The sequence below is a fragment of the Pseudomonas sp. USHLN015 genome (assembly GCF_037153275.1).
GTDB lineage: Bacteria > Pseudomonadota > Gammaproteobacteria > Pseudomonadales > Pseudomonadaceae > Metapseudomonas > Metapseudomonas tohonis.
Genome location: NZ_JBBCKP010000013.1, coordinates 142,038 through 155,728, shown reverse-complemented (window position 1 = coordinate 155,728; position 13,691 = coordinate 142,038). Strand labels below are relative to the sequence as shown.

13 protein-coding genes are annotated in these 13,691 nt (G+C 65.3%); 6 read left to right on the top strand and 7 right to left on the bottom strand.

Going from position 1 to position 13,691, the window contains the following annotated elements:
* The first annotated feature begins 56 nt into the window (after positions 1-56).
* Complete coding sequence (locus WFQ67_RS25430; protein ID WP_337058551.1) at positions 57-824, top strand: substrate-binding periplasmic protein; 768 nt, start codon at positions 57-59, stop codon at positions 822-824.
* Between the two features lie 114 nt (positions 825-938).
* On the top strand, positions 939-2,552 hold the full coding sequence (locus WFQ67_RS25425) for an FMN-binding glutamate synthase family protein (protein WP_337058550.1): 1,614 nt from the start codon (positions 939-941) through the stop codon (positions 2,550-2,552).
* A gap of 12 nt (positions 2,553-2,564) precedes the next feature.
* Here the strand turns inward: WFQ67_RS25425 and WFQ67_RS25420 are convergent, their stop codons facing one another.
* The gene (locus WFQ67_RS25420; protein WP_337058549.1) at positions 2,565-3,017 is read right to left on the bottom strand and encodes a GNAT family N-acetyltransferase; all 453 of its coding nucleotides are present in this window, start codon (positions 3,015-3,017) and stop codon (positions 2,565-2,567) included.
* A 216-nt stretch (positions 3,018-3,233) separates the two neighbouring features.
* Here WFQ67_RS25420 and WFQ67_RS25415 point away from each other — a divergent pair, with 216 nt between their 5' ends.
* Positions 3,234-3,515: a hypothetical protein gene (locus WFQ67_RS25415; RefSeq protein ID WP_337058548.1), complete on the top strand. Its 282-nt coding sequence runs from the start codon at positions 3,234-3,236 to the stop codon at positions 3,513-3,515.
* A 121-nt stretch (positions 3,516-3,636) separates the two neighbouring features.
* The gene (locus WFQ67_RS25410) at positions 3,637-4,113 is read left to right on the top strand and encodes a DUF488 domain-containing protein (protein ID WP_213629521.1); all 477 of its coding nucleotides are present in this window, start codon (positions 3,637-3,639) and stop codon (positions 4,111-4,113) included.
* On the opposite strand, the gene WFQ67_RS25405 is transcribed toward WFQ67_RS25410, so the two are convergent.
* Positions 4,070-4,888 (bottom strand): hypothetical protein, encoded by an 819-nt coding sequence (locus WFQ67_RS25405; protein ID WP_337058547.1) that lies wholly within the window; start codon positions 4,886-4,888, stop codon positions 4,070-4,072. The two genes, WFQ67_RS25410 and WFQ67_RS25405, sit on opposite strands and share 44 nt — an antisense overlap.
* 227 nt (positions 4,889-5,115) lie before the next feature.
* Here WFQ67_RS25405 and WFQ67_RS25400 point away from each other — a divergent pair, with 227 nt between their 5' ends.
* A complete protein-coding gene (locus WFQ67_RS25400; RefSeq protein ID WP_337058546.1) occupies positions 5,116-7,119 on the top strand; it encodes a peptidase U32 family protein in 2,004 nt (667 codons plus the stop codon).
* Positions 7,120-7,215: 96 nt separating this feature from the next.
* Here WFQ67_RS25400 and WFQ67_RS25395 read toward each other — a convergent pair whose 3' ends face one another.
* The gene (locus WFQ67_RS25395; RefSeq protein ID WP_213629515.1) at positions 7,216-8,094 is read right to left on the bottom strand and encodes an oxygenase MpaB family protein; all 879 of its coding nucleotides are present in this window, start codon (positions 8,092-8,094) and stop codon (positions 7,216-7,218) included.
* Between the two features lie 84 nt (positions 8,095-8,178).
* Here WFQ67_RS25395 and WFQ67_RS25390 point away from each other — a divergent pair, with 84 nt between their 5' ends.
* On the top strand, positions 8,179-8,787 hold the full coding sequence (locus tag WFQ67_RS25390; protein WP_173174440.1) for a TetR/AcrR family transcriptional regulator: 609 nt from the start codon (positions 8,179-8,181) through the stop codon (positions 8,785-8,787).
* 172 nt (positions 8,788-8,959) lie between these two features.
* Here the strand turns inward: WFQ67_RS25390 and WFQ67_RS25385 are convergent, their stop codons facing one another.
* The 4 genes from WFQ67_RS25385 to WFQ67_RS25370 form a co-directional block, all read right to left on the bottom strand.
* Entirely contained in the window at positions 8,960-10,159 is a 1,200-nt protein-coding gene (locus WFQ67_RS25385) for an MFS transporter (protein ID WP_337058545.1), read from the bottom strand.
* 85 nt (positions 10,160-10,244) lie between these two features.
* On the bottom strand, positions 10,245-12,098 hold the full coding sequence (asnB, locus tag WFQ67_RS25380) for an asparagine synthase (glutamine-hydrolyzing) (protein WP_337058544.1): 1,854 nt from the start codon (positions 12,096-12,098) through the stop codon (positions 10,245-10,247).
* A gap of 22 nt (positions 12,099-12,120) precedes the next feature.
* Positions 12,121-13,191 carry a Gfo/Idh/MocA family oxidoreductase gene (locus WFQ67_RS25375; protein WP_337058543.1) on the bottom strand — a complete coding sequence of 357 codons (1,071 nt, stop codon included), beginning with the start codon at positions 13,189-13,191 and terminating at the stop codon, positions 12,121-12,123.
* The gene (locus tag WFQ67_RS25370; protein WP_337058542.1) at positions 13,188-13,691 is read right to left on the bottom strand and encodes a GNAT family N-acetyltransferase; all 504 of its coding nucleotides are present in this window, start codon (positions 13,689-13,691) and stop codon (positions 13,188-13,190) included. Before WFQ67_RS25370 ends, WFQ67_RS25375 begins: the two co-directional genes overlap by 4 nt.

Below are 13,691 nucleotides of genomic sequence, written 5' to 3'. Positions count from 1 at the left end.
CTGTGCTTGGCTGAACGGGCGGCATGCCGCCGCGCATGCATCGCCGGGAGAATTCGATGTCCCGATTCCGGGTCCTGCTGCTCATCTGCCTCCTCGCCCTCTCCCGCCCGCTTTTCGCCGAGGGGCACATCCGCATCGCCATCGGCGAATGGCCACCCCTGATCAGCGCCTCGCAACCCGGCAACGGCGTGATCCCCACCCTCATCAGCGAAGCCTTCGCCACCCAGGGCATCACCGTGGAATACGGCTTCTTCCCCTGGAAGCGCGCCTTCGAAGAGGTGCGCCAGGGCCGCTGGCAGGCCTCGGCGGTGTGGGGCCGCAGCCCCGAGCGCGAGGCCTGCTGCCTGTTCTCCGAGCGGGTGTACAGCGACGAGGTGGTGCTCTTCTACAACCGCGCCCACCCGGTGCGTTGGGACGGCACGCCCGCCGACATGGAGCGCCTGCGCGGGCTGACCATCGGCCTGCCCCTGGGCTCTGCGAAGACCCCGCTGCTGGAGGAAGCCGAGCAACGCGGCCTGCTGAAATACGAAGTCGGCGGCGACGAGACCGGCAACCTGCGCAAGCTGGCCGCCGGGCGCATCGACGCGGTGGACATGGTCAAGGGCACCGGGCAATGGCTGATCAACCAGCGCCTGGAGCTGGACGAAGCCGCGCAGCTGGCCACCACCGAACCCTTGCAGCGCTGGGACTACCACCTGCTCTTCGCCAGCCAGCCGGCCGATAACCGGCGCTACCTGGAAGCCTTCGACAAGGGCCTGGCCACGCTGCGTGCCAATGGCCGCGAGGCCGAACTGTGGAAGCGTTTCCTGGCCGCGCCGCGCTAGCCTACGTCCCGTGTTTTCACCGCCCCACACGGCAGCGGTGTCCATCGCACCGGTGCAACGCGTAACCTTGCCGCTCCGCTACGCTGAACCCGTGCCCTCTCACAAGGAATCCGCATGAGCCTGTCGCTTCTCAGCCGCTACGCGTTCTTCGCCTTCTGCGTGCTCTTCACCCTCGCCACCCTGCCCTTCGTCGGGCACGAGTGGCTCTGGCCCTTCACCGCCGTCACCGGCGTGCTGTCGCTGGTCGGCCTCCTCGACCTGCTGCAGACACCCCACGCGGTGCGGCGCAACTACCCGATCCTGGGCAACATCCGCTACCTGGTGGAGGGCATCCGCCCGGAAATCCGCCAGTACCTGCTGGAGGCCGACGGCGACAAGCTGCCCTTCTCCCGCGCCCAGCGCTCGCTGGTCTACGCGCGGGCCAAGAACGAGGGGGCCGACAAGCCCTTCGGCACGCTGATGGACGTCTACCAGGCGGGCTTCGAATTCATCGGGCACTCCATGCGCCCGGCACCGCTGAGCGACCCGTCGGCCTTCCGCGTGGAGATCGGCGGGCCGCAGTGCACACAGCCCTACTCGGCGTCGATCTTCAACATCTCGGCCATGAGCTTCGGCTCCCTCAGCGCCAACGCCATCCGCGCCCTCAACCAGGGCGCCAAGCTCGGCGGCTTCTACCACGACACCGGCGAGGGCAGCATCAGCCCCTACCACCGCGAGCACGGCGGCGACCTGGTGTGGGAGCTGGGCAGCGGCTACTTCGGCTGCCGCACCGCCGCCGGCCTGTTCGACCCGGAGCGCTTCGCCGCCCAGGCGCAGAACCCGCAGGTGCGGATGATCGAGATCAAGCTCAGCCAGGGCGCCAAGCCGGGCCACGGCGGCATCCTGCCCAAGCACAAGGTGACGAAGGAAATCTCCGAGACCCGTGGCGTGATGATGGGCGAGGACTGCATCTCCCCCTCGCGCCACAGCGCCTTCTCCACGCCCATCGAGATGATGCAGTTCATCGCCCAGCTGCGTGAGCTGTCCGGCGGCAAGCCGGTGGGCTTCAAGTTCTGCCTGGGCCACCCGTGGGAATTCATGGGCATCGCCAAGGCCATGCTGGCCACCGGCATCTACCCCGACTTCATCGTCGTCGACGGCAAGGAAGGCGGCACCGGCGCCGCGCCCCTGGAGTTCACCGACCATATCGGCGTGCCCCTGCGCGAGGGCCTGCTGTTCGTGCACAACGTGCTGGTGGGGCTGAACCTGCGCGACAAGATCAAGCTCGGCGCCAGCGGCAAGATCGTCAGCGCCTTCGACATCGCCAGCGTGCTCTCCATCGGCGCCGACTGGGCCAACTCCGCGCGCGGCTTCATGTTCGCCATCGGTTGCATCCAGTCGCAGAGCTGCCACACCAACAAATGCCCCACCGGCGTCGCCACCCAGGACGCCCTGCGCCAGCGCGCCCTGGTGGTGCCGGACAAGGCCCAGCGCGTGCACAGCTTCCACCGCAACACCCTCAAGGCCCTGGCCGAGATGCTCGCCGCCGCCGGCCTCGACCACCCGGCGCAGCTGGAGCCGCGCCACCTGGTGCGCCGCGTCTCCGACAGCGAAATCCGCCTGTTCTCCCAGCTCCACGTCTTCCTCAAGCCGGGCGACCTGCTCAAGGAGACGATCGAGGCCGACTTCTACGGCCGCATGTGGGAAATGGCCCGCGCCGACAGCTTCGAGGCCGCCTGCGGCTGGTAGGCCGCAGGCCGGTCAGGCGAGCGAGCGCTCCATCACCAGGGTGCGCTCCTCGCCCCGGATGATTTCCTGCACGAAGCGGAACCCCAGCCCCGCATAGAAGCCTTCGGCGGTGATCGACGAAGGCATCCGCAACAGCCTGACGCCGCGCTCGCGGGCCAGCGCCTCGATCCGCTCCATCAGCCGCCGGCCGACGCCCCGCCCCTGCTCGCCCGGCGCGACGAAGACGGTACGCACCACATCCCCATCCAGGCTGGCGGTGCCGATCACGCAGCCCTGCTCCTCGGCCACCAGCACCTCGCGCACCGCCATCAGGGCCTGCACCTGCTCCGGGCCGAAGTTCGCCCGCACCGAGGCGATCACCTTGGGCGGGTAGTCACGGGCGTTGCTCTCGGCCAGCGCCGTGATCACCACCTGGCTGATGGCCGCTGCGTCATCGGCCGTGGCCGTCCTGATCTGGTAGTGCATGTTCGACTCCTTAATTCCTGCCCGGCAAACCCGCTTGCGAAAGCGTGCCGGGCCATCCGACACAAGGCTCAAACAATTCTGCAACTCGCTCCACATCACTCCGGTCTATGGTTACCAACGATCATGCTGTCCGTCGCACAGCGGCGTCGAGCCGCAGTCGCCACGGCCAGGATCCGATTCAAGCCCGCCGTCGACCGGACAAAGGAGTTGCCCCACGTGAAGTGCTTGATCTGCGAACACGAAGCCAAAGCCCTGGATTCGGGCGGCCCCGGTCTCGCCCTGCGCTGCCGGGAATGTGGCAGCTACCAGGTGGACGACCGCCTCCTGGCCCGCCTGCGCCAGGGGCGCGACATCCTCGATGAACAACAGGCACGCATCCGCCTGCACGTGCGCCGCGCCGGCCACCATGGCCTGCCAAGGCTGGACGCCGCCGACGCCGACCTTCTGCAACCCCGCCCGCGGATCGACGATTGGATTCGCGATATCTCCAGTTGCTGAGGGCTGTAGGACATTCACCGGTCCGATGGGCCGCCCATCGTAGGCCAGCCCTGCCTCAGGGCTGCGGTGATATAGTCCGCCGCGATTTTGCGGCCAGGTCGGCACGGAAGCGGAGGACATCATGAATATCTACACAGCGGGTTATGAGGGCCTCTCCATCGACGCCTTCATCGCGCGCCTGCAAGAAGCCGGGATCGACAAGGTCCTCGACGTTCGTGAATACCCCCTCTCGCGCAAGCCTGGCTTCTCCAAGAAAGCCTTCGCCGAATGCCTGGCAAAAGCAGGTATCGCCTACGAGCACGAGCCCGCCCTCGGCTGCCCCAAACCGGTACGCAAGCGCTACAAGGAAGACGGTGACTGGGCCACTTACGAACGCGGCTTCAATGCCTACATCAAGACCCAGGATGAACGGCTCCATGGCTTGCTGGCCGACGCAGCCAGTGAGCGGATCTGCATGGTCTGCTACGAAGCGGACGCCCGGTTCTGCCACCGCAACCTGATCGCCCAGCGAGCCCACAGCCTGGACAGCGCCCTGAAGGCCGTTCACCTCCCCCTCAAAGCAACGGCAGTTGCAGACCTATTCCCGGCTGTAGCCTAGGCGGGTAGATCAGGCTGACGATCAGCCACTGGCCCGGGAAACGGTGCATGTTGCCCATCAGGAACATCAGGTCCTGGCGTGGCAGATCCCTTTCGAGCTTTTCCCTGAAGGGCACCTCCCAATCGGAACCATGACTGCGGCGCACCTTCCGGTACAACTCGCAGGCCTCCCAATCCGAAATCTTGTGGGTATGGCTGACCACCTGCCCGCCGACCAGGCATTCGTAGTCGTAGTAGAAGTCGAACGGCACCTTTTCCAGGCGCTTGATGCTGGCAACCTCGTCCTCATCGAACAGGCTGGCCTGGCGCTGCATCTGCTCCAGCTTCTCCAACTCCTCGGCCGTCCACTGTTCGGTGCCTGCCTTGCGAATCTGCAGGCCGGTTATCCGAGCGGGCCTCAACAGCCCCAGCGTGACACCCAGATCCAACCGCGCCTGCTCCAGCGCCTCGAAGCTCTCATACACATGCAACTTTTCCAGTTGGCGCCTGCGTAGCAACCAATCACCGGCGGGCAGCGTTTCCTGGGGCCGAATGGTGTCCACGCCGATCTTGTGGCTCTCGGGGCGGTGGTCTTGAGTGCTCTTTTCGATACTGGCTTCGATCCATTGCCACTTGGCGAACTGCTGCTCCTGGCCAATGAGGCGGAACGGCACGGGGAACAAACGGATCAACGCGCCGTGCTCATCCATGCCAGCCACGCAGGAGGTCTCGGCATAAGTGGCACTGGGGCTGGGGTAGGTCTTGCAGAGAATGAGAATGCGGGCCTTTCGTCTCATGGGGGCAACTCCTTTTGTCCAGCCAACTACTCTAGACAGCGCCCCAAGCGGGAACCAGGCGACACCGCCGCCGCTCCAGGCTCAGCTTTCCCATTACCGGGACAGGATTAACAGCGCGAGCGCGCAGGCGTTTGCAGCCAACCCGCTATTCGTCGCCGAACCGGGTGCCGAGCGGGCATCGGACCGGTACAATTCGCGCCCTGCACCGTGCCGGAAGCCTTTTTGCCATGTCCCTACCCAAACACCACCTCGAACTGCTCAGCCCTGCCCGCGATGTGCACATCGCCCGCGAGGCCATCCTGCATGGGGCCGATGCCGTCTATATCGGCGGGCCGAGCTTCGGCGCGCGGCACAACGCCTGCAACGAGGTGGCCGATATCGCCCAGCTGGTGGAGTTCGCCCGCCGCTTCCACGCCCGCGTGTTCGTCACCATCAACACCATCCTCCACGATGACGAGCTGGAGCCGGCGCGCACGCTGATCCACCAGCTGTACGACGCCGGCGTCGACGCGCTGATCGTCCAGGACATGGGCGTGATGGAACTGGACATCCCGCCGATCGAGCTGCACGCCAGCACCCAGACCGACATCCGCACCCTGGAACGGGCCAAGTTCCTCGACCAGGCCGGCTTCTCCCAGCTGGTGCTGGCCCGCGAGCTGGACCTCAAGCAGATCCGCGCCATCGCCGACGAGACCGACGCCGCCATCGAATTCTTCATCCACGGTGCGCTGTGCGTGGCCTTCTCCGGCCAGTGCAACATCTCCCACGCCCAGACCGGCCGCAGCGCCAACCGGGGCGACTGCTCCCAAGCCTGCCGCCTGCCCTACACCCTGAAGGATGACCAGGGCCGCGTCGTCGCCTTCGAGAAGCACCTGCTGTCCATGAAGGACAACAACCAGAGCGCCAACCTCAGCGCCCTGGTGGATGCCGGCGTGCGCTCCTTCAAGATCGAAGGGCGCTACAAGGACATGGGCTACGTGAAGAACATCACCGCCTACTACCGCCAGCGCCTGGACGGCATCCTCGAGAACCGCCCGGACCTCGCCCGCGCCTCCAGCGGCCGCACCGACCACTTCTTCGTGCCCGACCCGGACAAGACCTTCCACCGTGGCAGCACCGACTACTTCGTCACCGACCGCAAGATCGACATCGGCGCCTTCGACTCCCCCACCTTCACCGGCCTGCTGGTGGGCAACGTGGAGAAGGTCAACAAGCGCGACCTGCTGGTGGTGACCCAGGAGCCCCTGTCCAACGGCGACGGCCTCAACGTGCTGGTCAAGCGCGAGGTGGTGGGCTTCCGCGCCAACATCGCCGAGCCGAAAGGCGAGTTCGAGGAAGACGGCCAGAAGCGCTACCGCTACCGCGTCGAGCCCAACGAAATGCCCGAGGGGCTGTTCCGCCTGCGCCCCAATCACCCGCTCTCGCGCAACCTCGACCACAACTGGCAACAGGCCCTGCAGAAGACCTCCTCCGAGCGCCGCGTCGGCCTCTCCTGGGTCGCCAAGCTGCGTGAAGAGCGCCTGGAACTGACCGCCACCAGCGAGGAAGGCGTCAGCGCCAGCGTCGCCCTGGACGGCCCCTTCGGCGCCGCCAACAAGCCCGAGCAGGCCCTGGAGCAACTGCACGACCTGCTCGGCCAGCTGGGCACCACGATGTACCACGCTGACACCGTGGAGCTGGACGCGCCCCAGGCCTTCTTCATCCCCAACTCCCAGCTCAAGGCCCTGCGCCGCGAAGCCATCGAGGCACTGACCGCAGCCCGCGTCGCCGCCCACCCGCGCGGCGGCCGTAAGCCCGTCGCCGTGCCACCGCCGGTGTACCCGGAGGCGCACCTGTCGTTCCTCTACAACGTCTACAACCAGAAGGCGCGGGACTTCTACCACCGCTACGGCGTGCAACTGATCGACGCGGCCTACGAGGCCCACGAGGAAGCCGGCGAAGTGCCGGTGATGATCACCAAGCACTGCCTGCGCTTCTCCTTCAACCTCTGCCCCAAGCAGGCCAAGGGCGTGACCGGCGTGCGCACCAAGGTCGCACCGATGCAGCTGGTGCACGGCGATGAAGTGCTGACCCTGAAGTTCGACTGCAAGCCCTGCGAAATGCACGTCATCGGCAAGATGAAGGGCCACATCCTCGACCTGCCGCAACCTGGCAGCGCCGCGGCCCACGTGGTCGGCCACATCAGCCCCGACGACCTGATGAAAACCATCCGCAACCGCGCACCGCACTAAGCCCCGCCCAGTCGCACGCCCCCGTAGCCCGGGCTTCCGCCCGGGAGCGGATGCACGCAAAGCCCCCGGACTGAAGCCCGGGCTACGCCAGGCCCCTCAAGCCTGGCGGGCCTGGTGCGCTCCGCTGGCGGCCATCCGCGCACGCCGTATCGCCCTCCGCGCCCGGGGGAAATAGCCCCACTCCCCAGGCAACACACGCCAGACCAACCGCAGGAAACCGGCGAGCAAGCGCAACCGGCGCTGGTCCCACGCCGTCCACCGCAGCCCCAGCCGCTCCCGCAGCACGGGCGGCAAGGTGCCCCGCGCCACCCAGCGCACGCCGCCCACCAGCAGGGGTTGCAGGCACCACCACAACGGGCCGCGCATCCAGGGATAGGGCGCCGGCAGGCGTGCGGTCGGGCCGAAGTACCAGGTGGTGATCTCCGTGGCCTGGAGGCGCTGCTCCAGCATCTGCTGCCAGTAAACCCGGAATGCGGCGTAGCTCGCCGGCACCTGCTCCATCGGCAATCCATAGAGGGCATACCAGTGGACGGACTCCTGGTAGAGGCGCTCGCATTGCTGTTCGTCCAGGGGCGTACCGAGCCATTGCTGCAGGGCGATCTGCGCCTCGAAGAAGGTGGCGTGGGCCCAATAGAACAGCTCGGGGCTGAGGGCGTGGTAGGGGCGCCCCTGCCCGTCCTGCCCCTTGATATCGCGATGGAAGGCACGCACCTGCAAGGCGGTGCCGGCAGCCTGCTCGCCGTCGTAGACCACGCCCAGGATGGGCGGGATGGAGCGCAGCAAACGGTTCCAGGGGTTGGCGAACAGGTCGGAGTGCTGCAGCACGCCGGCCGCCAGGCCCGGGTGCATGTTCTGCAGGATACCCGTGCGCCCGATCAGCAGCAGGCCGCGCAGGTCGCCGAAGTAGCGCCAGGTGAGTGAGTCCGGCCCCAGCGGACTCGGCTGGGCGGGTTGAGCGGGTTCAAATGCGTGCATGGAAGCGGCTCCGGCAGGTGCTTGGAAACGCCCTCACGCTAATGCGACTATCCGCTCGCATTCAATTCGCGTCCGGAGCCCGCCATGCGCAAGCAGCCTCGCCAACAACGCTCGCAACAGATGGTCGCCGACCTGGTGGAAGCCTGCGCCCTGGTCATCGCCCGCGACGGCCTGGCCCGCCTGAGCACCAACCTCATCGCCGCCGAGGCCGGGGTCAGTGTCGGTTCGCTCTACCAGTACTTCGCCAGCAAGGAAGCCCTGGTCGAGGCCCTGCTCGACCGCATGAGCCAGGAGCTGGCCGGCGTGATCCGCGACAACGCCACCACCCTGCTGGCGGACGACGTACACGCCGCCGTGGAGCGCCTGCTGCAGGCGGTATTCGCGTTCATCGACCGCAACGCCAGCCTGCACCTCGAACTGGCGCGCCACTGGCAGGACTTGCGCACGCTGAAAGTGGTCGACGAGATGGAACAGCACCTGTTCGATTTCTGCCGCCTCTACCTGCTGCGCCACCTGCGGGAAATCCCCATCGACAACCCGCTGCCCACGCTCTACGTCGTCATCAACAGCGCGCTGATGACCATCATCCGCTTCATGAGCCACCCTCACCCACCGCTCACGCGCAGCGAACTGATCGGCGCCTTGAGCGACATGTTCGCGGCCTATATGGCAAGCCTGGCCAAGGCGAAGTAAGGGCGACAGGCCTTCGTTCGAACGCGGGAAACCACGTCCTCAGGGCGTGGTCATGAGCCATCGGTTCGCCTGTGACGATGCGAATTGAGAACCCGGCAGGATGAACGCGAGCCGTAGGGTGTGCCGTGCGCACCTCCGCACGGCGCTTCCGACGGGCTGCCCTTTGCCTCCGTCAGTTACACGGCTCGGTTTGCACGTCACCGCTCCAGGTTGGCTGGCGACGCAGGTTGATAATCTGCAGCAGGGCACCCAGCGCTGCGACACCGCCCGCACTGGCGGTCAGGATCCAGATAGGCATCTGCAACAGCAGCACGAAGCCACCAGCCGCCGCGCCGATGGCGCTACCCAGGTAGAGCGCCGACTCGTTCAACGCGATAGCCAGGTTGCCATCACCCTGTGCCTGACGTGCCAGGATCAGCTCGTTGTTCTGCGGTACTTGCAGCGCCCATCCAACTGCGCCCCACAGCGCGATAGGCAGCATCACCAGCCAGGTGCTGAAGGCAGCCGCAAGTGGAAGCACGAACAACGACACGGCGAGAATCAGCATGATGACGAAGGTGAGTACCGGGCCCTTGATGCGGTCCACCAGCGGGCCGATCAGGAAGCTGCTCAACACACCGCCGATTCCCCAGACCCACAGATAGGGGGTGACCGAATGCACCGCACCATAGGACGGATCAGCCAGCAGCGGAGCGATGAAGGTGTACATGCCCAAACTGGCGACGGCAGCCAGCAGCGACACCAGCAGGATGACCAGCACATGGCTGTCGCCGAGGATAGCCAGCTTCTGGCCCAGTGTGGTGGCAGCGGCTGCCGGTAAGGACGGGAGCTTCAGCAGCAGGCCGAAGAAGGCCACCAGGCCGAGAAGGGAAACCAGCCATAGGGCAGCCTGCCAGCCCAGCTGTTCTGCGATCAGCAGGCTGAGTGGAACGCCCAGCACTACACCACTGGCCATGCCACCCATGATGATTGCGATGGCCTTGCCGCGGGTTTCCGGGGTGGAGACGGAGGCCGAGGCACCGATACCCATGGCCAGATAGACGCCGGCCCCAATGCCGGCGATGGCGCGCCAGGCCATCAGCGCGGTGAAGCTCTCGGCTAGCGCACTGGCTGCGTTGGCGATGACGAACAGGCCTAGCGCCAGCAGCAGGCCGGCGCGCTGACGGTGTGCTGGCGTCAAAGCCACGAAGATCGGTGAACCCAGGCCATAGGCCAGTGTGAATGAGGTGACCAACTGTGCGGCCACCGCGACAGAGACTGCGAACGAGTCCTCGATCATCGGGATCAGCCCGGCTGTGACATAGGAGGCCATGCCGAGGGCAAAGGCCCCCAGCGCAATCAGGTATATGGGGGACTGGTTGAGTGTGCGCATGCTCGGACTCCATTGCATTGCAGGAACACGTAAATGGTTCGGCGAAGGGATGCGGCCCGCATCAGGGCCGCATCCGGTTGAGGGGCTAAAGTTCGAGGCTGACGTCGTACTCGCCAAGCCAAGTGTTGAGGCCAACCGCCAGCTCCATACCCATGCGTTCATACATGGGCGAGACGCTGCCGAGTGGCTTCGCCAAAGTCTGCTCGATGCGGCCTCTGTCGAGCAGAGGCGTCACCGGCGCGTTGCGATCCGCTTGGATCTTGGTCAATGCGTGACGTAGCGCGTGCTCATAAGCTGGGTCCTGAGTCGATGGGTAGGGGCTCTTGACCCGCTCACTGATCGACTCCGGCAACAGGTCGCGGGTAGCCGCGCGCAGGATGCTCTTTTCTCGTCCGTCGAAGGACTTCATTGCCCAGGGTATGTTGAAGGCGTACTCGACCAGGCGGTGATCGCAGAAGGGCACCCGTACCTCGAGGCCGACGGCCATGCTCATACGATCCTTGCGGTCAAGCAGGGTCTGCACGAAGCGGGTCAGGTTCACGTAGCTCATCTCCCTCATACGCTGGTCCACCGCGCTTTCGCCGGGCAGTACCGGCGCCTCTGCAATGGCCTGGGCGTAGCTGTCGCGCAGGAAGTTGTGCATGTCGAGTTGAGCCAGCAGGCCCGGGTCGAACAGGGTCTTGCCGTCGAAGTACTTGCCGGTCACCGACGTTAGCCAGGGGAAGGTTTCGGCATGGATCGCCTCCGGATCGTGAAACCAGCGGTAGCCGCCGAATACCTCGTCCGCGCTCTCGCCTGACAGCGCCACGGTCGAGTGCTTGCGCACCTCTTGGAACAGCCGGTAAAGCGACGGCCACATGTCGCCCCAGAACGCTGGCGGTAGGTCGAGGGCGCGGACGATCTGCGCCCGCAACGCCGGATCGGCCAGCTCTCGGCTATCGAGGACAATCTCCTGGTGGCTTGAGCGGATCTTCTCCACCAGGTCACGCACGAAGGGGGCATCCGGCGTACCGCGCACGGCGTCGCCGGTGAAGCCACTACCGTGGTCGACGAAATCCACCGAGAAGGAGTGAATGTTCTCCTCGCCGGCTGCTAGCAGCTTCTTCGACGCAAGCGCAGTGATGATCGAAGAGTCCAACCCACCGGAGAGCAGACTGCACAGCGGCACATCAGCGACGATCTGGCGGTCGACGATATCCTCCAGCAGCTCGCGGGTATGCCGGATGGTTTCGTCCAGCGAATGACCGTGCTCCCGCGCTTCCAGCTTCCAGTAGTGGCGACGGCCTACCCCCTGTCGACTGACACGCACAATCTCGCCGGGCATAACCTCGCGCATGCCGTCAAACACGGCGTGACCCGGCGTCTTGACCATCTCCAGGATCTCGCGCAGTCCATCAGCACGCACCTTGCGCGGTACCAGCGGATTGGTCAGCAGCGCCTTGGGCTCGGAGCCGAACACCACGCCGTCCCCAGTAGGGAAGTAATACAGCGGCTTGACGCCCATGCGGTCGCGGATTAACAGCAGCTCCTGCGAGCGGAGGTCCCATATGGCGAAGGCATACATGCCATTGAGGCGTTCGACGAAGGATTCGCCCCACTCAATATAGGCGCGCAGCACCACCTCGGTGTCACTGCGTGTTTTGAACGAATGGCCAAGTCGCTGCAGTTCGGTGCGAAGTTCGTGGAAGTTATAGACCTCACCGCTATAGGTAATCGCAGCCGCTTCACGCCGACCACCGTGCATGGCCGTCATCGGCTGGCGACCACCCTCCAGATCGATGATCGATAGACGCCGATGACCCAGGCCGACGGGGCCGTCTATCCATAAACCGCCTGCATCCGGCCCGCGCAGTGCCATGGTGTCGGTCATGCGCTGCAGAATGTTGCGTTGCATCTCCAGGTTCTGGCTGTAGGACAGCCATCCAGCAATTCCACACATAGTCATGCTCCTTATGATCAATTTATCCGAGGCTTTCCAGATCGCTGTCCTCGGCCAGCAGCACTCGCGTCTCGCCATGGACGTAGCGCGCCGGGGGTGGGGTTTGTGCATCGCTATCGAGGTCGTTGAGCAGGCGCTGCAGCTCCACAGCGGTGTCGAAGCCAGCAAAGGGTTGAGATGGCGGTTCATTGAGTTCTACGGCCCGCACCACTTGCCGACAGAGCCGCGATAGCTTGTGCAGGGTGTCCAGGCCTGGCTCGTCGGGCGCTGTTGAAAACTCGTGCAGCAGCTCCTCGGCGCCGTTAGCGCCACGCGTCCAGATACGCAACTGGTCGTGATCCCAGCGCGGGGTGTCGAACACTAGCCGCGCATGGATCATTCGGGCGTCGCGGTCGACGAAGCTGAGATCCACGGTGCGCTGGCGCACGATGTTGACGAAGCTGGCATAGCCGGTGACTCGCGCCTCACCCAGGCTGGCAGTGAGCTGAACGGTATCGAGCACCTCAGGGCCAGAAATGGAGAAGTCCGAGCGCACACCGAGCACGCCATTGAGCTGCAACTGTCCGGCACGAGGGCAGAGCCAGCCGACCAAATCCAGGGCATGGATCACCTCACTGGTCACGCCGCAGGTCGGGCGATAGTCGTTGATGCGATCCTTGCCCCAGTGAAAGCTGGCGCGCACCAATTGCCAGTTGTGACGTTCGATCCATTCGCGCAGCTGCTGGGTCGCGTCCGAATAGCGCTCCACTAGATCAAGTGCAAAACCGCTGACCTGCTCCAAGGCGCCTGACAGCTCGTCCAGGTTGTCGCACGGGGTGACCAATGGCTTCTCGCAGAGCACGAAGCCGCGGTAGCCGGTCAGCTGTTTAAGCACCGGTGCATGGCTGTGGTCATTGACGCTAACCACCACGATATCCGGCGCGAACACTCGCAACGCTTTATCGACGCTATCGAAGTAAGGCAATCCGGTGGCTTTCTGCTTGCGTCCTACGTAGGCCAGCGAAAGCGGCAGGCCAGAGCTACTGGCGATATGCTCGAATGCGCGGCGGTAGCGATTGCCGGCATAGCCGAGACCGATGATCAGTATCTTCATGCCCAGGCCTCCTGACGAAGCAGCAGTCGCTCGTTGCTAACGGCGAAGCCCAGAGTCTCGTAAAGCGTGCCGGCAGTCGCAGTGCTCTGCAGTACCACACAGCCGACGCCGCGGTTGGCAAACCAGCGCAGCAGGTGTTGCATCAGCTGCCGGGCGATACCGCGACCGCGCCACTGCGGCTCCACCACCACCGACTGCACCCAGCCGGACAGGCCGTTGAGGCAGCCAGGTGCCGGCGCACGCTGGTCGATGATTGCCGTCGCGCAGCCCAGCACCCGACCGGACTCCTTATCCTCGGCGGCGAAAATCTGCACGCAATCGCTCTCGCTTAGGCGACTGATCAGCCAGGTACGGTAGGCCGCCCGCCAGCGTGCTGCGTCCTCCGGCGTCCTGCTCGAATAGCTGGCGTCGGTACCGTCCAGCAGATACGCGCGCAACTCCACCAAACTAGCCAGGTCGGCCTGGGTCGCAGGCCGGACGTTAAAGAAAGACTGCCCCAT

Coding starts and splice junctions, on each gene's coding strand:
- WFQ67_RS25430 (WP_337058551.1), top strand. CDS start 57: ATGTCCCGATTCCGGGTCCTGCTGCTCATCTGCCTCCTCGCCCTCTCC.
- WFQ67_RS25425 (WP_337058550.1), top strand. CDS start 939: ATGAGCCTGTCGCTTCTCAGCCGCTACGCGTTCTTCGCCTTCTGCGTG.
- WFQ67_RS25420 (WP_337058549.1), bottom strand. CDS start 3,017: ATGCACTACCAGATCAGGACGGCCACGGCCGATGACGCAGCGGCCATC.
- WFQ67_RS25410 (WP_213629521.1), top strand. CDS start 3,637: ATGAATATCTACACAGCGGGTTATGAGGGCCTCTCCATCGACGCCTTC.
- WFQ67_RS25405 (WP_337058547.1), bottom strand. CDS start 4,888: ATGAGACGAAAGGCCCGCATTCTCATTCTCTGCAAGACCTACCCCAGC.
- WFQ67_RS25400 (WP_337058546.1), top strand. CDS start 5,116: ATGTCCCTACCCAAACACCACCTCGAACTGCTCAGCCCTGCCCGCGAT.
- WFQ67_RS25395 (WP_213629515.1), bottom strand. CDS start 8,094: ATGCACGCATTTGAACCCGCTCAACCCGCCCAGCCGAGTCCGCTGGGG.
- WFQ67_RS25390 (WP_173174440.1), top strand. CDS start 8,179: ATGCGCAAGCAGCCTCGCCAACAACGCTCGCAACAGATGGTCGCCGAC.
- WFQ67_RS25385 (WP_337058545.1), bottom strand. CDS start 10,159: ATGCGCACACTCAACCAGTCCCCCATATACCTGATTGCGCTGGGGGCC.
- asnB (WP_337058544.1), bottom strand. CDS start 12,098: ATGTGTGGAATTGCTGGATGGCTGTCCTACAGCCAGAACCTGGAGATG.
- WFQ67_RS25375 (WP_337058543.1), bottom strand. CDS start 13,191: ATGAAGATACTGATCATCGGTCTCGGCTATGCCGGCAATCGCTACCGC.
- WFQ67_RS25370 (WP_337058542.1), bottom strand. CDS start 13,691: ATGGGGCAGTCTTTCTTTAACGTCCGGCCTGCGACCCAGGCCGACCTG.